This is a genomic window from Kocuria sp. LUK (assembly GCF_021012935.1).
Lineage (GTDB): Bacteria > Actinomycetota > Actinomycetes > Actinomycetales > Micrococcaceae > Kocuria > Kocuria flava.
Genome location: NZ_JAJMZI010000007.1, coordinates 190,403 through 211,576 on the forward strand (window position 1 = coordinate 190,403; position 21,174 = coordinate 211,576).

Here is a 21,174-nt window from a genome sequence, read left to right on the forward strand (position 1 = left end):
GTGACTGACTCCTCCGCCCCGCGCCCCGGTGCCCCGGGCACGGGCCTCGACGCCGACCAGGTGAGGCTGCCCGCCGGGTTCGACCTCATCGCGTCCGACGACCGGCTCGGGCCGGTCGTGCTCGAGGCGCTCGCGCGGATCGAGGACCGCCTCGACGAGGCGGTGCGCAGCACCGACCGGCTGGCCGACGTCACCGCCCGCCACCTCCTCCAGGCCGGCGGCAAGCGCGTGCGCCCCCTGCTCACGGTCCTGGCCGGGGAGATCGGCGGCGGGGTCAACGACGCCGTGCTCGAGGCCGCCGCCGTCGTGGAGCTGACCCACCTGGCGACCCTCTACCACGACGACGTCATGGACTCCGCCCCGCTGCGCCGCGGGGTCGCGACCGCCCAGACCGTGTGGGGCAACTCGGTGGCGATCCTCACCGGGGACCTCATCTTCGCCCGGGCCTCCTCGATGGTCTCCGACCTCGGGCAGCGGGCCCTGCGGATCCAGGCCGACACCTTCGAACGGCTCGTGCTCGGCCAGCTCCACGAGACGGTCGGCCCGCGCGAGGGCCAGGACCCCCTCGAGCACTACCTCGACGTCCTCGCCGGCAAGACCGGGTCCTTGATCGCCGCCTGCGGGCACTTCGGCACCGTGCTCGCCGGCGCGGACCAGGACGTCGTCGACGTCCTCGTCGAGTACGGCGAGAAGGTCGGGATCGCCTTCCAGCTCGCCGACGACGTGATCGACGTCGTCGGCGCCGACGAGGTCTCCGGCAAGTCCCCGGGCACCGACCTGCGCGAGGGCGTGCCCACCCTGCCGGTGCTGCTCGTGCGCCGGATGGCCCGGGAGGGCGACGCCGCGGCCGCGCGCGTCGTGGCGCTGCTCGAGGCCGACCTCGGCCCCGACGCGGCCCTCGAGGAGGCCGTGGCCGCCCTCGCCGCGCACCCGGCCACCGAGGAGGCGTGGCGGATCGCCCGCGCCTGGGCGGACGAGGCCATCGCCGCCCTCGAGCCCCTGGCCGACTCGGTGCCCAAGCGCGCCCTCGTGGCCTTCGCCCACGCGGTCGTCCACCGGGAGGCCTGAGCCCCTCCGCGCCGTTCCCGGCGGTCCCGGCCCGGGGCCGTCCCCGGGTCTCCCTCGCGTCGACGTGTGCGCCGGTGCCCGCACGGACTAGCCTGAAGCCGTCGCGAACCACCACCGGACCCGAGGACCACCCATGACCCAGCAGTCACCACCGGACCGTGCCAGGCCGCCCCGCGAGGCGTTCTCCAGCCGCACGGTCTTCATCCTGGCCGCGATCGGCTCCGCCGTCGGCCTGGGCAACATCTGGCGCTTCCCCTACATCGCCTACGAGAACGGCGGCGGCGCCTTCCTCATCCCCTACCTCGTCGCGCTGCTCACCGCCGGCCTGCCGCTGCTGATGCTCGAGTACGGCGTGGGCCACCGCTTCCGCGCCTCGGCGCCGCTGGCGTTCCGCCGGCTGCACCCGAAGACCGAGTGGATCGGCTGGTGGCAGATGGGCATCAGCTTCGTGATCGCCGTCTACTACGCCGTGATCCTGGGCTGGGCGATGCTCTACACCGGCTTCTCCGTCACCAAGGCGTGGGGCGAGGACCCGGCCACGTACTTCCTCTCGGACGTGCTGCGCTCCTCCGAGGACGTCACGGTCGGCTTCGACTTCGTGCCCTCTGTGCTCGTGGCCACCGCGGTCGCGTGGGTGGCGCTGCTCGTCGTGCTGCTGCTCGGGGTGGCCAACGGCATCGGGAAGGTCAACCTGGTCCTCATCCCGCTGCTCGTGCTGATGTTCCTGACCATCGTGGTCATCGCCCTGACCCTGCCCGGCGCGGTCGACGGCCTCAACGCGTTCTTCACCCCGGACTGGGCGGCCCTGGGCAACGCCTCGGTGTGGGTCGCCGCCTACGGCCAGATCTTCTTCTCCCTGTCCGTGGGCTTCGGCATCATGATCACCTACTCGTCCTACCTCAAGCCCAAGACCGACCTCACCAGCTCCGGGCTGGTCGTCGGCTTCGGCAACTCGAGCTTCGAGCTGCTGGCGGGCATCGGCGTGTTCGCCGCGCTGGGCTTCATGGCCGGCGTCGCGGGCACGGGCGTCGACGAGGTCGCGACCTCGGGCATCGGCCTGGCGTTCATCGCCTTCCCGACGATCATCTCCGAGGCGCCGTTCGGGACCCTGATCGGCGTGCTCTTCTTCGCGACGCTGACCTTCGCGGGCTTCACCTCGCTGGTCTCGATCGTCGAGGTCGTCGTCGCGGCCGCCCAGGACAAGCTGGGCCTGCGCCGGCGCAGCGCCGTGCTGGTCGTCGTCGTGCCCATGGCGCTGATCTCCCTGGCGCTGTTCACGACGACGACGGGGCTGAACCTGCTCGACGTCACGGACAACTTCGTCAACCAGTTCGGCATCGTGGCCGCGGCCCTGGTCTCGATCATGCTGCTCACCGCCGGCTTCTCGGCGCTGCCCACCCTGCGCGACCACCTCAACTCGGTGTCCTCGTTCAAGCTGGGCCGCACCTGGATGGTCGTGGTCGGCGGGCTGACCCCGATCGTGCTGGGCTACATCCTCATCGACACACTCACCACGACCCTCGCGGAGGGCTACGGCGGGATGCCCGCCTGGTTCGTCAACACCTTCGGGTGGGGCATGGCGATCGGCCTCGTGGTCATCGCCTACCTGCTCTCCAAGGTGCCGTGGCCGGCCGGCTCGGCCGCCTCGGACCTCAGCCCGTCCCCGGCGATCCTGGACGCCTTCACGGACCGCCACCGCATCCGCGGCGGGGAGCCCCTGGCCCGCTGGTCGGACACCGCCCTGCGCACCCCGGCCCTGGACCAGGACTTCTCCTACCGCCCGGGCACCGGGACCGCCGCGGCCGTCCCGGGCCGGCACGCCGCCGGCACCGCCCCCGCGGGGGAGGCCCCTGCGGCGCCGTGGAGCGACGGCGCGGACCGGACGTCTCCCGGTCCCGCGTCGCCCGGCGCGCCCGCCCCGTCCCGCACCGAGGAGGACCCCCGATGACCCCGATCGCGATCGTCATGCTGATCGTCGCCGCGCTGACCCTGTGGGGCGGCTTCACGGCCGCCGTGCTGCACCTGCGGCGCCAGCCCGAGATCCCCGACGTCGACCAGGGCTTCGGCGCGGACGACTACGTCCGCACCACCTGACCCCCGGCCCGCGCACGGCACAGGACCCCCGCACCGTCCCGGTGCGGGGGTCCTGCCGTCCGCGGCGCCGGTCTCCCCGTCCCCGGGGCCCCCGTCCGCCCCCGGGGGCCCCGGGCGGCGGGTCACTCGCGCAGGGCCCGGGGGGCGCGCACGGCGTCGAGGACGAGCAGCAGCACGGCGACCCACACGACCCCGAAGCCCACCCAGCGCTCGAGGGGCATCCGCTCGCCGAGCACGAGGACCGCCGCGAGGAACTGCATGACCGGGGCCACGTACTGGATCATCCCGACGGTGCTCAGGGGCAGCCGGGTGGCGGCCGCGCCGAAGAGGATCAGCGGCACGGCGGTGATCACCCCGGAGGAGAGCAGCAGCAGGAAGTGCCCCGGGCCCTCCGCGGCCAGGCTCAGCCGCCCGTCGGCGGCCAGGGACCCCACGACCCACGCGGCGGCCGGGGCCAGCGCGAGGGTCTCCGCGGTGAGGGTCACGATCGCCGGCCAGGACCCGCCCACCAGGGACTTGACGAGCCCGTAGAAGCCGAAGGAGAACGCCAGCCCGAGGGACAGCCACGGCACCTGGCCGTAGAAGACGGCCATCACCACGACCGCCACCAGGCCCACGGCCACGGCCGCCCACTGCAGCCGGCGCATCCGCTCCCGCAGCACCACGACCCCCAGCAGCACGGCCACGAGGGGGTTGATGAAGTAGCCCAGGGACGCCTCGAGGGTGCGGCCCGTGGTCGTGGCGACCGTGTACAGCAGCCAGTTCACCGCGATCAGCGCCCCCGCCAGGCCCAGGGCCGCCAGCGGGCGGGGCGAGCGCAGCAGCCGTCCCAGGGGCGCGAGCCCGCCGGTGAGGGCCAGCAGCAGCAGGCAGAAGACGAGGGAGAACAGCACCCGCAGCGCCACGATCTCCACCGGCCCGGCGGGGGCCAGCAGCACGAAGTACAGCGGCAGCAGGCCCCAGATGCCGTAGGCCCCGAACCCGGACAGCAGTCCGGCCCGGGTCCTCGCCTGTGCGTCGGGATCCGGGCCGGGTGCGGTGTTGTATGCGGTCACGCTCGAGGGTACCGCCGGGGGTCAGAGTCCGAAGAACCGGCTGAAGAAGCCCTTCTTCCGCTCGCCCTGCTCGGCGTGCTCCGCCTCGCGCTCCTCCTCCTCGGCGTCCTCGACCACCGGCTCGGCGGAGGGAGCGCCGGGCACGGCCGGCCCGGCGACGACCTCGCGCTCGGCCACCGGCTCGGGCTCCGGCGCGCGCTCCGCCTCGCCGACGGGCTCGCGCACCGGCTCGGCCGCGGGGGCGGGCTCGGCGGCCGGCTGCGGGGCGGGCTCGGCGGCGGGGGCGGGCTCGCGCACCGGCTCGGGCACCACCGTGGTGCTGACGCGCCCGGGCCGGACCGCGCGCTCCGAGGGCTCCTGGTCGAACGGGCGGTCGGCGTCGTCGTCGATCCCGGCGGCCGCCGGCTCCTCGCGGGGCTGCGCGGGGGCCGGCTCGGCGGGCTCCTCCGCCACGAACCCGGGCACCTCGAGGGGCTGCGGCTCGCCGGCGGGCTCCTCGGCGCGGGGGGCCCGCGGGGCGGTCTCCTCGCGGGCGGCGGCGGCCTCGGCCTCCCGCCGCTGGGCGCGCAGGGCCTCGGCGCGCCCGCGGGCGTCCGCGGCGAGGTCGGCGAGGACCTCGGGGCCCACGGCGGGCTCGGCGGGCTCGACCCCGGAGATCTGGTGGTCGTCGAACCAGAAGCGCTGCGCGCCGTCGCCGACCGTCACCACGCACGTGGCCTCGGTGTCCCACTCGACGTGGGCGCCGCGCAGCTTCGCGTAGGAGTCCACGGCGAGGTTGTGGTCCACGGCGGTGTCCGTGGTGAGGGCCTCGGCGATCACGCGCATCATCCGCTCGACCGTCAGTTCGGGCAGCTCGAGCTCGGGGCCCTCGAGCAGCAGCCAGGCGGTGACGCCGCCGCCGGCGCCGGCCGGGTAGTGGGCGTAGACCCCGGTCACGGCCTTGGCGGCGAGGGTCAGCCGCCGGGCGAGGCCCTCGGCCGCGGTCAGCTCGTCGGTGGTCAGCTCCGCCACCCCGAGCTGCTCGCCGGCCTCGCGGGCCTGGACGGCCGCGGAGACGACGACGGCGGGGAAGTGCCCCAGCTCCTGCCACGACCAGATCCACGACCCGCGGGAGGCCGAGTCGGTGCCCAGCAGGTACGGGGTCAGGCGCACGGGGGGCTCGGACTGCAGGGTGAACGCCGGCGCGGAGAAGTCGACGTCCCACTCGGCGCCCTGGGTCAGCTCGGCCAGCCTGGCCTGGTACTCGGTGGAGATGAAGATCGACTCGTCGATCAGGTCCTGCAGCGTTTTCGTCATGGGTCCCAGGCTAGCAACCATCCCGGGGCCCCGGCCGCCGCGGCGGGGCGGCCGGGGTCCGTTTCGATAGGGTGTTCCGCGAGGTCTCCGGGACCCGCCGCGGCGGGCTCCCGCCCCGTCCACCCGCACCGAGCAGGCCCCGTCGACGGGCCGGGAACGAGCCACCGCATGAGCGAGACCCCCGCCCCCACGGGCCCCGCACCGGATCCCCAGCCGCTGCTCGACACCATCGGCGCGTGGGTGCTCTCGGTCCTGCGCACCGAGCCCGGCTGGGACCGGGTGGTCGTGGACCTGAAGGTCCAGGGCGGGCGCGTGCACCTGCGGGTGCGCGAGCACCGCGGGGACGAGGTGGTGCCCGGCACCGCGGGCCCCGTCAAGGAGGGCAGCGCGGTGCTGCCGGCCGTGGAGCAGCTGCGCGAGCGCGTCCACCGGCCCGGGCGCGGGACGTGGTTCACCGCGACCGTCACGATCGCCGCCGAGGGCTGGCCCCAGCCCGTCCACCGGGTGGGCGGGACCTTCGACCTCGAGCACCGGCCCGAGCCGTGGGCCGAGGAGGGGCCCTACACCGCCCAGGACCTGGTGGCCCACCTCGAGCGCTTCCCCCGCACGCGCGAGCGCGTCCCGGTCTGGGCCGTCGAGCTGGCCCGGCAGGCCGGGGTCCGGCTGCCCGTCCTCGGCGAGGACGCCGGGGACGACGCGGCAGGGGACGGGACCGCCGCCCCGGCGGACGCAGGGACGGGTGCCGCCGCGGACCCGGAGGGCACGGTCCATCCCGGGGTGCGGGCCGCGGTCGAGGCCTTCGCGGCCGCCCCGGACGACGCCGGGATGATCGAGGTCCTCCGCCAGGCCACCGCCGGCACCCTGCTGCTCGACGTCACCGCGAGCACCCTGGTGCCGGGCCCGGAGGGCCGGACCGTGGGGCCGGACTCGCAGCTGCGCGTGCAGACGCTCACCGAGGCGGACGGCACCCGGTCGCTGGCCGTCTACACCTCCGCCGCCGAGGCGCGGGCGATGCACGAGCGCCACCGCGGCCGGGAGGAGCAGCCGGTGCTGCTGCGCGAGTCGGCCGTGCGGATCCTGCAGATGGTCGTCGAGGACGAGCAGTACGACCACCTCGTCGTCGACCCCGCCCACCGCGGCTGCCGGATCAGCCGCCCGCAGCTGGAGTGGGTGGTGCGCGCCCCGCGCAACGACGCCGCCAAGGCCGCCCTGGCCGAGGGCAGCATGCCCCAGCTCTTCGCCGCGCTGCTGGCCCCGCCCGCGGTGCTGCTGCTCGGGGTGCGGGTCCGGGACGGGCGGGCCGTGCCCGTCTGGGCGCAGCCCGCGCAGGAGGGTGCGGCCCCGGACACGCTGCTGCTGTTCACCTCGGCGGCCGAGATCGCCGCGCTCGACCGCTCCCTGGAGGTCCGCTCCGCCCCGGCCCGCCAGGCGCTGCGCTTCGCGCTGGACTCCGGGGCGCAAGCGGTCTGCCTCAACGCCCGCCCGCCGGTCGCCACGCTCAGCGCCGGGCAGCTGCGGGAGCTGCTCGCGCTCGTGGACGACCAGGACGCCGGCGGGCCGGGCGGAGCGCCCGGCAACGGGCCGGCGGAGGGCGCCGGGGAGCAGGGGCCGGCGGCGCCGTAGGAGGAGCGCCCGCGACGGCGGGACCGGGACGGACGGCGGCGCGCCGCGCCGCGGACGACGCTCGGGAGGTCCGCGCCGGGGATCCGGTGCCGCCGGGGTCCGGCGCGGGTCCCGTCCCGTCCGGCTGATGCGCCGGTCCGGGCCTCAGCCGGCGGGAGCGGCCGCGGGGCGGGCGCCGTCCGCGGCGAGGCAGTCGGCGCACACGCCGTGGTAGACGACGTCCGCGGAGAGCAGGTGCATGCCGTGGTGCTCCACGGGGGTCAGGCAGGGGGCGTGGCCGACGGCGCAGTCGATGTCCGTGACCGCACCGCAGCGCACGCAGTAGGCGTGGTGGTGGTTGTCGTCCGTGCGCGTCTCGTAGAGCGCGGGGGAGGCGGGCGGCTCGAACTTGCGCAGCATCCCCAGGGCGGTGAGGTCGGAGAGCACCACGTAGACCGACTGGACGGTGATCGTGGGCAGCACGGTGCGCACGGCCGCGGCGACGTCCTCGGCCGTGGAGTGCGGGTCGGCGTCGACCGCCTCGAGCACGGCCAGCCGCTGCCGGGTGACGCGGCGGCCCGCGGCCCGGAGCCGGTCCGACCACGCGGCGGTGCGGCCGGGGTCGGCAGGTGCCGGTCGGTGCGTGGTCTCCATGCCCCTCACCGTACCGTTGTTGTGATCGACTCACAATAGCGTGCTCCGTCACACCGGGGCGGTGCGCCGGGGCCCGTCCGATGTGACGCGCGGGGACCCCGGCGTGACCTCCCGTCTGTACCCGGTCCTGACCTGCGCCTACGATGACCACCGGGGGACTGGGGGGCCGGCACCGGAGAACATTCGGGGTCCGCGCGCGCCCGGGAGCAGGCACGACCCCGTCCGGGAGCGGACGGGGCGTCACCCCCGCGCCCGCGCACCGCACCGAGCACCACGGAGAGCCGACATGACCCCACCCGCCCACGACCGACCCACCGCGCAGGACCGGCCCGCCGACGGCGCCCTGCTCGACGCCGCCCGCGCCGGGGACGCCGGGGCCCTCGAGGCCCTGCGGCACCGGTACCGCGGGACCGCGGTCACCGTGGCCGGGACCCGCGCCGTGCGGGGCGAGGACCCGGGGCGGATCGCGGACGCGGCCCTGGACCGGATCGAGGAGGCCCTGCGCGAGGGCGGCGGCCCCCACGGGTTCCTCGGGGCCTTCGTCGTGTGGATGGTCGCCCGCGAGGCCTCCGGCGGCACCTCGCCCGTGGCCCTGCCCGACGACCCCGCCGACCCCCGCTCGGTCGTGCGCTCCTTCACCGCCCTGCCCGGCCCGTGGCAGGCCGCGCTCTGGGAGGCCGAGGTCCTCGGCCGCCCCGAGGACGTCCCCGCCGGACTCCTGCGGGAGGCCTCCGCCGGGCTGCGCGGTGCCTACCGGGACGCGGCCGGGGTCGTGGAGGCCGCCCCCGACTGCGAGGACGTGGCCGGGGACCTGCCGGCCTTCGCGGCGAGCACGCTGCCCGCCGGGCGCGCCCAGCAGGTGCGGCGCCACCTCGGCGACTGCGCCCGCTGCACCGCCCAGCACCTCCAGGCCACGGACGCGGGCACCGGGATGCGCGAGTGGCTGCTGCCCGTGCTCGCCGGCCTCCCGCCGTGGGGCGCCCGCGCCCGCGGTCTCGCCGCCGCGCTGCGGTCGACGACGACGGGCCCCGCCGCCGCGGCAGGTGCTGCCGCCGGGGCGGGCACCGCCGCCGCAGGGGTCGCCGCGGCCACGAACCCGGCCGCAGCGGACGCCGCGGCGGAGGCCTCCGCCGCTGCAGCTCCCGCAGCCGTCCCCGCCGCCGCCGGCACCGGAGCGGGTGCGGGCACCGGAGCGGCCGACGGGGCCCGGACCACCGGGACGCCCGCCCACGGGCCCGGGCGCACGACGGGCGCCGGGCACGCCGCCGAGGGGACCGGACGGCGGCGCCGGGTCCTCGTGGCGGCGGGTGCGCTGGCCGCCGTGGTCGCCGTCGGCGGTGCGGGCCTGGCGGCGCTCGGGGACCCGGACCAGGACGGCGGCGCGCCGGTCTCGGCCGCCCGGGCCCCGCAGGCCGGGGACGGCACCGCGCAGGACGACGCCGGCCCGGACGACGCCGGCCCGGACGACGCCGAGCAGGACGACGCCGGCCGGGACGACGCCGAGCAGGACGACGAGCAGGCGGAGGACCGGGCCGGCGCGGACGGCGAGGACCGCCCCGGCGGTGGTGCTGCCGAGGACGGGACCGGCGCGGACGCCGGGGCCGACGGCGCGGCCACGGGCGGCGGAACCGTCCCGGCCGCCGGTGCCTCCGGCGGCCGGGACGGCGACGACGGCGGCGTCCCGACGGCGGTGGCGGCGGGGGCCGCCGCGGTGGCCGGCGGGGGAGCCGCGGGCGCGGCCCAGGGCGGCGCGGGCACCCGCGGCGGCGTTCCCGCGACCGGTGGCGGACAGGGCGCCGGCGTGCAGGACGCGGGAGCCGCAGCGGGCGGGGACCGCGCGCCCGGGAGCGGGGCGGCGGGCAGCACGTCCGGCGCGGACCGGGGCGGGAGCCCCGGGAGCTCCCGGGGCGGCAGCACCGACGGCTCCCCGGGCGGCGCCGCCGGCGACGCCCGGGGTGGTGCGGCCGGTGGCGCCGGTCCGGAGACCACGCCCGCGCCCACTCCGACGCCGTCCGCGTCGCCGCGCCCGGTGCCCTCCGTTCCCATGGTGCCGACGACCCCGCCCGCACCGGCCCCCGCCCCGGCCCCCGCCCCGGGCGCCGGCGCGGATGAGAGCGACGGACGCGTGCAGCAGCCCCGGCACGAGCGCCGCGGCCAGCACGGCGCCGGCCGCGGCGGGGACCAGGTCCGGAGCGAGGGGCGTCGCGGCGGGAAGCAGGACGACCGGCGCGGCCGCGGCGCGCACCACGAGGGCGGTCGGGGCACCCCCTGGGAGCCGCATCGGCGCTGAGCCGTGCGGCCGGCCGTCCGGGAGGGCAGGCCGGCGGTCACGGGCAGCACGCCCGGGACACCGGCGGGCGCGCCGTGACGGCGACGCGCCCCGGAGGCGCGGGCTCCGGGGCGCGCGGCGCCGCACCGGGCGGGGCGGATGCTCCCGCGCCCGCCCCACCCGGCGCTCCCCGACGGAGATTACGACCGAAAACATGCGGTGACGTGCGGGCCTGACGGGTCCGGCGGGGCGCTCCTATCCTGAGGGCCGGGGACCGGGGGAACCGGGCCGCGGCGGGGGCGGGCGACGTCGTCGTCGGGGTGCGGTGCCGCCGTGCACGGGGCGCTCCCGCCTCCTCCCCGGCAGGATCCGGTGAGCACGACGGAGGCGTCATGACCCGTCCGACCGACCCCTCGGGCACCCGCACCGACGCGGAGCTCGTGGCCGCGGTGCGCCGGGCGGAGCCGGGGGCCGCCGCCCGGCTGCGGGCGCGCCACCGGGCGACCGCCCTCGCGGCGGCGGAGCTGCGCACCGAGAACCCCGCACGCCTGGCGGACCGGGCGACCGGGCGCGTCCTCGACCGGCTCCGCTCCGGCGACGGCCCGCCGGTGTTCCTGCGGGCCCGCGTGGTGGCCGCCGTCGGCGAACTCGCCGGTCGCGATCCCCGGTCCGCCGGGGACCCCGGGCGCCTCGCGGAGCACTACCTGGCGCTCCCGCCCGGGCAGCAGGCCGTGCTGTGGCACCGCGAGGTCGAGGGCCTGTCCGTGGAGCGCACCGCCCGGCTGCTGGGCCTGGGCGCGGCCGCGACGACCGCGCTGCACCTCGAGGCCCGCGCCCGGCTGCGCGCGGCCTGGCGGCGGGCCGCGGCCGCGACGGAGGCGTCCTCGGCGTGCGCGCACTGCGCCGCGGACCTCGGCGCGCTCGCCGACGGCGTGCTCACCGGGGGCCGGGCCCGGGCCGTGCGGGAGCACCTGCGCTCCTGCCCCCGGTGCACCGCCGACCACCTGCACCTGCAGGACACCGAGGCCGGGCTGCGCGGCTGGCTGCTGCCCGTCCTCGCAGGGCTGCCGCCCTGGGGGGCGGAGGCCCGGCGGCTCGCCGAGCGGGTGGCCGCCGCGGCACGGGCCGGCGCGCCGCCGGAGCCGCCCGCCCCGTGGGAGGCGGGCACCGCACGTCCGGCGGGTCCGCACGGGGCGCGGGTGCTCGCAGGGGCCGGGGTGCTCACGGCGGCGGCCCTGCTGGCAGGGCTGGCCGGCTCGGCCGGTCCCGGCGGACCGGAGCTCCGGGAGCCGCAGCGCGGCGTGGTGCGCGCGGCACCGCCGGAGGCCGTTCCCGGCGAGCCCGCCGGCGCGGGCGGAGCGGCGGCGGGGGGCGCGCCGGCAGCCGAGGGTCGGCGGGCGCCGGACGGGGCGTCGAGCGGCCGCGACGAGGCACCCGGTGCGGCGCCGCCGGCCGGCCGGCCGCGGGGAGTCCTGTCGCTGCCGGCCGTCGAGCCCTCGCCCGGAGCCGTCACGGCGGAGGCCGCCCGCCGGGCGGCGGCCCGTCCCGCGGTGCTCTCCGCCACGGCGGACGACCGGTCTCCCGGGGCGCCCGGCGCCGGCCGGGCCGGTGCCCGGGACCCCGGGGGCCCCGGGGCCGCGGCCGGTCCCCGGCTGCGCGAGGACCCCGGCAGGACGGGGGAGCCGGTGACCCGTGACGGGGACCCGGCGGACCGGACGACCCGGGGGACGGACGAGAGTGCGCAGCAGGCCGCCGGGCCGCGGAGTCCGGCCCCGGGCGGGGGAGCGCGGCCCCCCGCCCGTCCCGGCGCTCCCGCGCCCGCGACCCCGGGTGCTCCCGCGCCGCCGGCCGGGGCGCCCGGACCTCCCGACGAGTCGCCGCGGCCCGGTGGGACCCCACCCGGGACGCCGGCACCCCCCGCCCCGCAGACGCCTGCGCCGGGATCCCCGGCGCCCGTGCCCGCGGAGGACCCCGCGCCCCCGGCTCCCGCGCCGGAGCCGCCGGTGCGGCCGGAGCCCGGGCCGCCGGAACCTGCCGGGCCGCCGGAACCTGCCGGGCCACCGGCGCCCGCTCCAGCGCCGCCCCCCGCCGAGCCGCCGGCCGAGCCCCCGGGCCCACCGCCCGTCCCGGCCCCGCCCGCCCCGGAGGAGCCGGCTCCGGCCGGTCCCGGACCGGCCGCCCCGGACCCGCTGCAGACCGCCTCGCCGCAGCCGTCCCTGCCCGGGGTCGAGGTGCCCGGGGTCGAGGTGCCCGTGGACCCGCCCGTCGCGCCGTCGCTCCCGCCGCAGCCCGGAACCCCTCCGGCCGCCCCGCCGCCCGGACCGTCCCCGGCGCCGTAGCCGGTACGCCCCGGACGGGCACGCCGCGTCGTCCCGGGCCCTCGCTCCCGGCCGGCTCGGGATCCGCTGGGAATCGGCCGGGCCGGTCCGCGGGCGGGAAGAGCGGGACAGGGCCGGCGGTTGTGCTCGGCGGGACCCCCGCGCCCTCCACCGCCGCGGGGGCCACGGCCCTGCGAGAAGGAGACGCGCCCACGATGCACCTGCACCGCCACAACAACGGCCTCAAGACCGTCCTGCTGCTCGGGGGGCTCTGGGCGGTCCTGCTCGCGATCGGGTGGGCGGTGGCCGCCACCACGCGCAGCAGCGCCTTCATCTGGCTCTTCGCCCTGATCGGCCTGGCCTCGACCGCCTACAGCTACTGGAACAGCGACAAGCTCGCGCTGCGGGCCATGCGCGCCATCCCCGTCACGGAGCAGCAGGCGCCCGGCTACCACCGCATCGTCCGGGAGCTCTCGCAGCGGGCGCAGCGGCCCGTGCCGCGGCTCTACATCGCCCCCACGATGAGCCCCAACGCCTTCGCGACGGGCCGCAACCCCGAGAACTCCGCGGTGTGCGTCACGGAGGGGATCCTGCAGCTGCTCGACGAGCGCGAGCTGCGCGGGGTGCTCGGCCACGAGCTGATGCACGTCTACAACCGGGACGTCCTCACCTCGTCCGTCGCCGCCGCGGTCGCCGGCATCATCACCGCCGCGGCGCAGGCGCTGCAGTTCGCCGCGATCTTCGGCGGCGGCCGGGGCGACGAGCGGGGCAACCCGCTCGTGGGCCTGGTCCTGGCCTTCCTGGCCCCGGTGGCGGCGACCGTCATCCAGCTCGCCGTCTCGCGCACCCGCGAGTACGACGCCGACGAGGACGGCGCCCAGCTCACCGGCGACCCCCTGGCCCTGGCCTCGGCGCTGCGCAAGATCGAGATGGGCGCCGGTGCCCGGCCGATGAACCCGGCGGACCAGAAGCTCGTGAACACCTCGCACCTGATGATCGCCAACCCCTTCCGGGGCGGCGGGGCGGCGAGCCTGTTCCGGACCCACCCGCCGACGGCCGAGCGCGTCGCCCGCCTGGAGGGCATGGCCGGCCTCCGCCGCTGAGCACCCCGGACGACGACGGAGCCCCTCACCCGCCGGGTGAGGGGCTCCGTCGTCGTCCGGGGCACGGAAGCGGTCACCAGCGGGCGTGGACGACCTCCCGGAACCACCGGTCGTAGATGTCGTGGACCCCCGCGTCGAGGGCGGCACCCAGACCGCCGGTGTCCGCGGCGGCCGCGTTGGCGCGGACCTGGTCCACCGAGCGGGCGCCCGGGATGACGGTGCTGACCCCGCGCTGGGCCGTGATCCAGGCGATCGCGGCCTGCGCCGTGGTGGTGCCCTCGGGCACGAGCTGCCCGAACTCCCGGACCGCCGCCAGGCCCCGCTCGAACTCGACGCCGGAGAACGTCTCGCCCACGTCGAACGCGGCGCCGTCGCGGTTGTAGGCCCGGTGGTCGTCGGCCGCGAACGTCGTGGTCTCCGAGTACGTGCCCGAGAGCAGGCCGGAGGCCAGGGGGACGCGGGCGATGATCCCGACGCCCGCCGCCTCCGCCGCCGGCAGCACGTCGTCCAGCGGCTTGAGCCGGAAGGCGTTGAGGACGATCTGCACGGTGGCGGTGCGGCCCCGGGCGATGGCGGCGAGCGCCTCGTCGGTGCGCTCCACGCTCACGCCGTAGTGGCGCACGGCGCCCTCGTCGACCAGGGTGTCCAGCGCGTCGTACAGCTCGTCGTCGCCGTACACGGCAGTGGGCGGGCAGTGCAGCTGGACCAGGTCCAGGACGTCCGTGCCCAGGTTGCGGCGGGAGCGGTCCACCCACTGCCGGAAGTTCGCGAGCACGTAGTTCTCGGGGACCTGTTCCGCCCGGCGGCCCATCTTGGTGGCCACCGTGACCTCCAGGCCCGGGTTGTCCCGCAGGAACGCGCCGATGGCCTGTTCGCTGCGCCCGTCGCCGTAGACGTCGGCGGTGTCGAAGAACGTCACCCCCGACCCGGCGGCGGCGTCCAGCACGGCCCGGGCCTGCGCGGGGTCCACCTCCCCCCAGTCGGCGCCCAGCTGCCAGGTGCCCAGGCCCACGACCGAGACCTCACGTCCGGTGCTGCCCAGTGTGCGGTGCTCCATGCCCGTCCTCTCGCCGTGTGCCGCTGCGTCCGCCCACCCTCGCCGGGGAGGCCCGGGGTCCTCAGCGGTAGTTGATGAACTGCAGGTCGACCTCGAGGTCGGCGCCCTTGAGCAGGGCGATGACGTCCTGGAGGTCGTCGCGGGACTTGGAGGACACCCGCAGCTCGTCGCCCTGGATGGTCGCCTTCACGCCCTTGGGGCCCTCGTCGCGGATGATCTTGGTGATCTTCTTCGCCTGGTCCTGGGCGATGCCCTCCTTGACGGAGGCCTCGATCCGGTACTCCTTGCCCGAGGCGTACGGCTCCCCGGCGTCGAGGGACTTCAGGGAGATGCCGCGCTTGACGAGCTTGGACTGGAAGACGTCCAGGACGGCGCCGACGCGCTCCTCCGAGCTCGCCTTCATGAGGATCTTCTCGCCGGAGAAGTCGATCTCCGCCCCCACGCCCTTGAAGTCGTAGCGCTGGGCGATCTCCTTCTGCGCCTGGTTCAGGGCGTTGGAGACCTCCTGCTTGTCGACCTTGCTGACGACGTCGAACGAGGAATCGCTGGCCATGCTGCCTCCTGGGGGACTCGGGGTCGGCGCGGGCCCGGCGGTGCCGGCCCGCGGTGCGTCGGCCCCAGTCTATGCGGGTGCGCTCCGTCACCGATTCGTGACCTGCGGCCAAGGAACCGTTCAGGTGGGCCTCCCAGGATGGGTGGCATGAGCAAACCCCAGGACCACGACGACGTGGACCCAGGGCGGAGCCGGTCCCGGCGGGGGACCGCCGCCGCCGCGACCGCCCTGGCGGTCCTCCTCCTGACGGGCCTCGGGCTGTCCCCGGCCGCGGCCACCGCGACCGTGACGGCCGACCGGCAGGGGGCGCACGGCCCGGCATCCGCCGGCGCGGACGGCCTGGACGCCCGGGTCGCGGAGCGGCTCGCCGGGGTCGCCCGCGAGCTGGCCGAGGCCGTCACGCACGGCGAGATCACCCAGGAGCAGGCCGTGGCGTTCCTCCAGCAGCTCCGGCGCCGGCTCGGCGCCGCGGTGGAGGGCGCCGGGGCGGCGGCCTGATTTCGCATCGCGTCCGATCTTCTGTAGGGTTGTAGTGCTCCCGCTCGCGGGGGCACCCCGGTGCCGTTGTCCGCAACGGTACGACCGCGGCAGATTACCCGAGCGGCCAAAGGGGGCTGACTGTAAATCAGCTGGCATTGCCTACGGGGGTTCGAATCCCTCATCTGCCACACCCGGCGTCCACGACGTCGCAGAAGCACCCCGGACCGGACGGTCCGGGGTGCTTTCGCGTGCGGGCCCCGTGGCCCGTCCCGCAGGAGCGCTCCCGCGGTGCGCCCGTGGTCCCCGGCCCGGGAGGGCGCGTCCCCCGGCACGGGGACGATCCCGGCCCCGGACCGCCCGCCGGACGCCGCGGGCGCACGGCGACCCCCGGTCCCCGGGACGCGCGTCGTTCCAGGCCGCACCGGTGTGGCGCCGCGCCCGCCCGCCGCCCCGGGATCACCGTGTGGTGGGAACACGGCGTTAACCGCTGCGAATAAGATGAAATCTCCTATATCTTGGGGACTGCAGCAGCCAACCGGGCACGGGCCGGCACGCCGAGCCGGTCCGTTCAGGACCCCCCGCCCCGGACGGCGGCGGCGCGAGCGCCCCGCGGTGACCCCGCCGGGGACGTGTCCGAGCGGTCGCCCCATGCTGCCGCCTCGGGGCGCGTCCCGAGGTACCCCCACGACATGAGGAGACGTACCGAAATGACTGCTGTGAAGAAGTGGGTGGCCGCCGGTTCGTCGGCCGCCGTCCTGGCCGGTGGCCTGTTCCTCGGCGCCCCCGCCGCCCATGCCGACACCTGCGTCCCGGCCGGGGCGAGCCCCGCGGTGACCAACCTGATCACCTCCGCCGACCACCTCTACGACGCCGGCGTGCACTTCAACTCCCTGGTCGAGGACCCGCAGGTCCTCGCCGAGCTGCAGGCCCAGCAGGCCGTGCTCGAGGACGCGATCGTCAACGACGACACCATGGACCGCGCCCGCGGCGCCTGGGGCGAGATCCTGCGCCTGCAGGAGGCCTACGCGGCGAGCTCCGGCGACCAGGCCGTGCAGGACGCCTACGCGGCGACCCAGGCCGCGGCCCAGGGCTTCGAGGCCGCCGCGGTGGAGGCCCGCCAGCAGGGCGAGGTCTACATGGAGGACGGCGCCGACCTGGTCGGGCTCTTCCAGGGCACCTGCGGCGGGCTGCTGCCCACCGGCGGCACCGGTGAGGACTGGAGCGAGGACGACGGCGACTGGGCCGGCGGCGACGACTGGGACGGCGACGACTCCGCCCCGGCGACCGGCTCCAACGAGGGCTGGAACGTGGACACCGCCGCCGAGGACAGCGGCAGCACCGGCCTGATCGCCGGGCTGCTGGCCGCCGGCGGCGCCGCCGCCGCGGCGGTCGCGCTGCGCCTGCGCCGCCGCGCCTGAGCCGCCACGGCCCCGGCCGCCCGCGCCCCGGTGCCGCCCTCGGGCGGCACCGGGGCGTCGTCCCGTCCCGACCCCGAGCCCAGGAGCCGATCCCCGTGGACGCACCCGCAGCCTCCGGCCCGACCCGCCGCCGCTGGGCGGCCCCGGCCGCCGGGCTGGCCGTGCTCGCGGTCGGCGCCGGCGTGCTCGCCGGCCAGCCGTGGGCGGACGGGGACGCCGCCCCGGCCCCCCAGGTCTCCGCGACCCGCGACCCCGTGCCGGCCGGAACCCCCGGGCCGGCGCCCGCCGGGCAGGACCCGGACGCCCCCGCCGCCGCCCCGCCCGTGCGCCTGACCGTGCCCGACGCGGGCCTGGACGTCCCCGTGGACCCGCTCACCCCCACCGAGCAGGACCTCGCCTCCCGCTCGCTGGTCCCCCCGAAGACCCCGGACGGCTACTGGCTGACCCCCTACGGGGCCCCGGGGCAGGGCTCGAAGAACACGACCTACATCGCCGGGCACAGCTTCGACGGCCGGGACGCGCCGTTCAACGCGCTCAGCGACCCCTCCCTCGTCGGCAGCGAGGTCGAGGTGCAGACGGAGACCGGCACCGTGGCCTTCGAGATCGACTCGGTCGTCACCCACGACAAGAACACGCTCAAGGACAGCGACATCTGGCAGATCGTGCCCGGGCGGCTGGTCATCATCAGCTGCTACACGGAGGACATCTGGGGCAAGAACGTGGTGCTCACGGCGTCCCCGGCGGACTGAGCTCCTCCGCGTCCGGTCCGGCCCCGAGGGCGGCCCGCACCCGGGGCACCACCTCGGTGCCCAGCAGCGTGATCGCCTCGAGCGCGAGGTGGTGCGGCATCCCGCCGGCGTCCAGGCGCAGCAGCAGCCGCTCGTGGCCGAGGCCGCGGTGCTGGGCCAGGATCTTGCGCACGACCTCGTCGACGTCGCCCACCACGAGCGAGCCCTCCGGGGCGCACTCGCGGTCGTACTCCGCGCGCGTCCACCGAGGGTCCTCCGGGCGCACGGGGCCGTGGCTGCGCGCCCCGGCGGCGAAGTACGGGTGGCTCAGCTCCCGCGCCCGCTCCGCCGAGCGGGCCACGAACCCGGGCACCCCCAGGCCCACCGGGGTGGACGGGTCCCGCCCCGCGGCCCGCAGGGCCCTCCGGTAGGTCCCGACGACGGGCCGCGCCGCGGCCCAGGGCCCGTGCGTGCGCAGCAGGACCAGGGGCAGCCCCAGCCGCCCCGCGCGCTCCACCGAGCGGTCGCTGCCCGAGGAGCCCACCCACACCGGCAGCCGCGGCTGCAGCGGCCGCGGCTCGACCGCGAGCTCCCCGGGGTGCCGGCCGAGGCCGCCGCCGAAGGTCGGGGGACTGGACTCGAGCACCTGCAGCAGCTGGTCGAGCCGGCGCTCGAACAGGGCGTCCGGGTCCTCGTCCCCGAGCCCGAGCGCGCGCCGCACCCGCGCCGAGGCGCCGCGGCCCACGATCAGCTCGGCCCGGCCCCCGGAGATGTTGTCCAGCATCGCCACCTGCTCGTAGAGCCGCAGCGGGTCCGCGGCGGGCAGCACGGTCACGGCGGTGGTCAGGCGCAGCAGCCGGGTGCGCCCGGCGATGGCCGACAGCAGCACGAGCGGGGCGGCCGCGACCACGTCGGCGCCGTGGTCCTCCCCGACGCCCATCACGGTCAGACCGGCGTGCTCGGCGGCCTCGGCCAGCTCGATGATGTCCCGCAGCCGCTGGCGGGCGTCCGGGCGCGCGCCGGTGACCGGGTCGTGGTCCACCTCGCCGAGGGTGAAGATGCCGATCTCGAAGTTCATGCTGCGCCTCCGCACGCGCCGTGCCCTCCCAGTGTAGGAAGGCGGCGGGCCGCGGGACCCGGTGCGGGCTCTTGTGCTCCCAGTGAAATCCGGTGCTCCCCGCCGGGGACGGTCCGTACGCTGGGGACATGGCTACCGTTGACATCACCCAGGACACCCTGGGCCAGACCATCGCCGAGAACGACATCGTCCTGCTGGACTGGTGGGCCGACTGGTGCGGCCCCTGCAAGCAGTTCGCCCCGACCTACGAGGCCGCCTCCGAGAAGCACGAGGACGTGGTGTTCGGCAAGGTCGACACCGAGGACCAGCAGATGCTCGCGGCCTCCGCGCAGATCTCCTCGATCCCCACCCTCATGGCCTTCCGCGAGGGCATCCTCGTCTTCTCCCAGCCCGGCGCCCTGCCGGCGTCGGCGCTCGAGCAGGTCATCGAGGCGGTGAAGGGCCTCGACATGGAGGAGGTCCGCGCCGAGGTCGCCAAGCAGCAGACCCAGGAGCCCGCCCAGGAGTCCTGACCCGCACGCCCCGGGCCGCGCCCGGGCTCGCCGCCGCCTCCGCGGCCGGACGCGCACGGCGCCCCGCACCTGCCGGTGCGGGGCGCCGTGCGCGTCCGAGGGGGCTCAGACCACGCCGGTGACCCCGAGCAGGGAGCCCACGGCGAAGGTCGCGGCCAGGGCCAGGGCCCCGCCCACGACGACGCGCAGGGCCGCCCGGGCCTTCTGCGGGGCCCCGCCCAGGTGGGCGCCCAGCCAGCCGGTCAGGCCCAGGGCGGCGAGCACGGCCACGAACGTCACGGGGATCCGCCAGGCCTCGGGGGGCAGCAGGATCGCGAGCAGGGGCAGCACCGCCCCGACCGTGAACGCCAGCGCCGAGGCGACGGCCGCGTTCCAGGGGCTGACGATGTCCTCCTGGTCGATGTTCAGCTCGGCGTCGAGGTGGGCGGCCAGGGCGTCGTGCTCGGTCAGCTCCTCGGCCACCCGCAGGGCCGTCGCGGCGGACAGGCCCTTGCCCTCGTAGATCTCGGCCAGCTCCCGCAGCTCGGCCTCGGGCATGTCCTCGAGCTCCCGCTTCTCCTTGGCGATCAGCGCCCGGTGGGAGTCGGACTGGCTCGAGACGGACACGTACTCGCCCAGGGCCATGGACAGGGCCCCGCCGACGAGCGCGGCGGCGCCGGCGGTGAGGATCGCCGCCGGGTTCGCGGTGGCGCCCGCCACGCCCACGACGGTCGCGGCCACCGAGACGATGCCGTCGTTGGCGCCCAGCACCCCCGCCCGCAGCTTGTTCATCCGCTCGGTGTAGCCGGCCGCGTGCGGCTCCTCGATCACGTGCTCAGCGTTCATGGCCCCATTCAACGCCGGGGAGCGCGGGCCCGCCAGGCAGGGGAGGCTCCCCTCAGCGGTGCCGGTGGTCCTCCGGGTGCAGCCGCGGGGCGAAGGACGGCTTGCGGAACCCGGAGGCCCGCAGCAGGCGCACCACCCGCTGGCGGTCGCCCCGCCACGGCTCGAGCAGCTCCAGCATCCGCCGGTCGTCGCCGGGGCGGCGGTCGAAGAACCAGCAGACCCAGGCGGCGAGGTGGAAGTCGAAGACGCTCACCGAGTCCGGGTCCCCGTGGGTGCACTGGACGATCTCGGCGACCGTCCACGGCCCCAGTCCCGGCACGGAGCGCAGGCCCCGGTGCAGCCCGGCGTCCAGCGGGGCCCGGCCCAGCCGGTCGAGGGCGGCGGCGCGCTCGGCGACCCGCCGGACCGTGGCGGCGCGCGCCCCGTCCACCCCGGCGCGGTGCCACTCCCACACCGGCACGGCCCGCCAGGCCTCGGCCGTGGGCGGCACGTGCATCCCCTCCGGTGCGGGCCCCGGGGCGGGCGGCCCGTGGCGGCGCACGAGCAGGCGGTGGGCGGCCACGGCCTCCCGGACGGTCACGCGCTGCTCGAGCACCGAGAGCACCGCCCGGTCGAGGACCCGCCCGGTCGAGGGCAGCCGCAGCCCGGGGTGCAGCCGCCGGGCCGTGCGCAGCCGCTCGGGCAGGGCGGCGAAGGCCGGGGAGGCCTCGAAGCCCGCCCACGAGTCCTCCGCCCCGGCCCATCGGGGGGCCTCGGCCAGGAACGCCGCCGCGCCCGGGCCCCAGGCGCGCACCCGCACCGGCCGGCGCAGGGACGGACCCGGGCCCGGGCGGGAGTAGCGGGCCGAGACGGGGCCCTCGGCGGTGCGGGTGACGACCCACACCAGCTCGGGGGAGAGCACCCGGACCAGGGGGTCGTGGGCCCCGCGGGCGAGCACCCCGAGGGTCTGCCCCAGGTGGAGGGGACCGTCCGGGTCCCAGACGAGCTCCGCGTCCGCGGCGGGGCGCGCGGCGGCGGGGACGGCGGCGGAGGGCATGGGACCATGATGGCAGTCCGCCCCGACG

At 77.4% G+C, this 21,174-nt stretch carries 19 protein-coding genes and 1 tRNA gene; 12 read left to right on the forward strand and 8 right to left on the reverse strand.

Annotated elements, in window-relative coordinates:
* The 3 genes from LQU92_RS13560 to LQU92_RS13570 all read left to right on the forward strand — a co-directional run bounded on the left by LQU92_RS13560 (position 1) and on the right by LQU92_RS13570 (position 3,162).
* Entirely contained in the window at positions 1 to 1,068 is a 1,068-nt protein-coding gene (locus LQU92_RS13560; RefSeq protein WP_374229716.1) for a polyprenyl synthetase family protein, read from the forward strand.
* A 133-nt stretch (positions 1,069 to 1,201) separates the two neighbouring features.
* Positions 1,202 to 3,016, forward strand: coding sequence for a sodium-dependent transporter (locus tag LQU92_RS13565; protein ID WP_230781289.1), 1,815 nt, complete (start codon positions 1,202 to 1,204; stop codon positions 3,014 to 3,016).
* On the forward strand, positions 3,013 to 3,162 hold the full coding sequence (locus LQU92_RS13570; RefSeq protein WP_101851871.1) for a methionine/alanine import family NSS transporter small subunit: 150 nt from the start codon (positions 3,013 to 3,015) through the stop codon (positions 3,160 to 3,162). Before LQU92_RS13565 ends, LQU92_RS13570 begins: the two co-directional genes overlap by 4 nt.
* A gap of 122 nt (positions 3,163 to 3,284) precedes the next feature.
* Here LQU92_RS13570 and rarD read toward each other — a convergent pair whose 3' ends face one another.
* Positions 3,285 to 4,217, reverse strand: coding sequence for an EamA family transporter RarD (gene rarD / locus LQU92_RS13575; protein WP_230781290.1), 933 nt, complete (start codon positions 4,215 to 4,217; stop codon positions 3,285 to 3,287).
* Positions 4,218 to 4,238: 21 nt separating this feature from the next.
* Entirely contained in the window at positions 4,239 to 5,513 is a 1,275-nt protein-coding gene (locus LQU92_RS13580) for a DUF6882 domain-containing protein (protein WP_230781291.1), read from the reverse strand.
* Between the two features lie 168 nt (positions 5,514 to 5,681).
* Between LQU92_RS13580 and LQU92_RS13585 the strand changes: the two genes are divergently transcribed.
* Positions 5,682 to 7,136, forward strand: coding sequence for an SseB family protein (locus LQU92_RS13585; RefSeq protein WP_230781292.1), 1,455 nt, complete (start codon positions 5,682 to 5,684; stop codon positions 7,134 to 7,136).
* A gap of 144 nt (positions 7,137 to 7,280) precedes the next feature.
* Here LQU92_RS13585 and LQU92_RS13590 read toward each other — a convergent pair whose 3' ends face one another.
* Positions 7,281 to 7,769 (reverse strand): Fur family transcriptional regulator, encoded by a 489-nt coding sequence (locus LQU92_RS13590; protein WP_230781293.1) that lies wholly within the window; start codon positions 7,767 to 7,769, stop codon positions 7,281 to 7,283.
* Between the two features lie 286 nt (positions 7,770 to 8,055).
* Between LQU92_RS13590 and LQU92_RS13595 the strand changes: the two genes are divergently transcribed.
* The 3 genes from LQU92_RS13595 to htpX all read left to right on the forward strand — a co-directional run bounded on the left by LQU92_RS13595 (position 8,056) and on the right by htpX (position 13,459).
* Positions 8,056 to 10,059, forward strand: a complete 2,004-nt coding sequence (locus LQU92_RS13595; RefSeq protein ID WP_230781294.1) for a zf-HC2 domain-containing protein — start codon at positions 8,056 to 8,058, stop codon at positions 10,057 to 10,059.
* A 371-nt stretch (positions 10,060 to 10,430) separates the two neighbouring features.
* The gene (locus LQU92_RS15050; RefSeq protein WP_255667554.1) at positions 10,431 to 12,377 is read left to right on the forward strand and encodes a zf-HC2 domain-containing protein; all 1,947 of its coding nucleotides are present in this window, start codon (positions 10,431 to 10,433) and stop codon (positions 12,375 to 12,377) included.
* A gap of 200 nt (positions 12,378 to 12,577) precedes the next feature.
* Positions 12,578 to 13,459 carry a zinc metalloprotease HtpX gene (htpX, locus tag LQU92_RS13605; RefSeq protein ID WP_230781326.1) on the forward strand — a complete coding sequence of 294 codons (882 nt, stop codon included), beginning with the start codon at positions 12,578 to 12,580 and terminating at the stop codon, positions 13,457 to 13,459.
* Positions 13,460 to 13,532: 73 nt separating this feature from the next.
* Here the strand turns inward: htpX and LQU92_RS13610 are convergent, their stop codons facing one another.
* Complete coding sequence (locus tag LQU92_RS13610) at positions 13,533 to 14,516, reverse strand: aldo/keto reductase (protein ID WP_230781295.1); 984 nt, start codon at positions 14,514 to 14,516, stop codon at positions 13,533 to 13,535.
* A 61-nt stretch (positions 14,517 to 14,577) separates the two neighbouring features.
* Positions 14,578 to 15,069, reverse strand: coding sequence for a YajQ family cyclic di-GMP-binding protein (locus tag LQU92_RS13615; protein WP_230781296.1), 492 nt, complete (start codon positions 15,067 to 15,069; stop codon positions 14,578 to 14,580).
* Between the two features lie 147 nt (positions 15,070 to 15,216).
* Here LQU92_RS13615 and LQU92_RS13620 point away from each other — a divergent pair, with 147 nt between their 5' ends.
* From LQU92_RS13620 to LQU92_RS13635, 4 genes are all read left to right on the forward strand, one after another.
* The gene (locus tag LQU92_RS13620) at positions 15,217 to 15,567 is read left to right on the forward strand and encodes a hypothetical protein (protein ID WP_230781297.1); all 351 of its coding nucleotides are present in this window, start codon (positions 15,217 to 15,219) and stop codon (positions 15,565 to 15,567) included.
* Positions 15,568 to 15,655: 88 nt separating this feature from the next.
* A tRNA-Tyr gene (locus LQU92_RS13625) sits at positions 15,656 to 15,737 on the forward strand.
* Between the two features lie 519 nt (positions 15,738 to 16,256).
* Complete coding sequence (locus LQU92_RS13630; protein WP_230781298.1) at positions 16,257 to 16,967, forward strand: hypothetical protein; 711 nt, start codon at positions 16,257 to 16,259, stop codon at positions 16,965 to 16,967.
* A gap of 95 nt (positions 16,968 to 17,062) precedes the next feature.
* The gene (locus tag LQU92_RS13635; protein ID WP_230781299.1) at positions 17,063 to 17,716 is read left to right on the forward strand and encodes a class F sortase; all 654 of its coding nucleotides are present in this window, start codon (positions 17,063 to 17,065) and stop codon (positions 17,714 to 17,716) included.
* Here the strand turns inward: LQU92_RS13635 and LQU92_RS13640 are convergent.
* Positions 17,694 to 18,773 (reverse strand): LLM class flavin-dependent oxidoreductase, encoded by a 1,080-nt coding sequence (locus tag LQU92_RS13640; RefSeq protein ID WP_230781300.1) that lies wholly within the window; start codon positions 18,771 to 18,773, stop codon positions 17,694 to 17,696. The genes LQU92_RS13635 and LQU92_RS13640 overlap by 23 nt on opposite strands.
* Positions 18,774 to 18,901: 128 nt before the next feature.
* Between LQU92_RS13640 and trxA the strand changes: the two genes are divergently transcribed.
* Positions 18,902 to 19,285, forward strand: coding sequence for a thioredoxin (gene trxA / locus LQU92_RS13645; RefSeq protein WP_230781301.1), 384 nt, complete (start codon positions 18,902 to 18,904; stop codon positions 19,283 to 19,285).
* 105 nt (positions 19,286 to 19,390) lie between these two features.
* On the opposite strand, the gene LQU92_RS13650 is transcribed toward trxA, so the two are convergent.
* Together LQU92_RS13650 and LQU92_RS13655 are read right to left on the reverse strand one after the other, a co-directional pair.
* Positions 19,391 to 20,110, reverse strand: a complete 720-nt coding sequence (locus LQU92_RS13650; RefSeq protein WP_101851881.1) for a VIT family protein — start codon at positions 20,108 to 20,110, stop codon at positions 19,391 to 19,393.
* Between the two features lie 52 nt (positions 20,111 to 20,162).
* Positions 20,163 to 21,146: a DNA-3-methyladenine glycosylase gene (locus tag LQU92_RS13655; RefSeq protein WP_230781302.1), complete on the reverse strand. Its 984-nt coding sequence runs from the start codon at positions 21,144 to 21,146 to the stop codon at positions 20,163 to 20,165.
* Positions 21,147 to 21,174 lie beyond the last annotated feature (28 nt).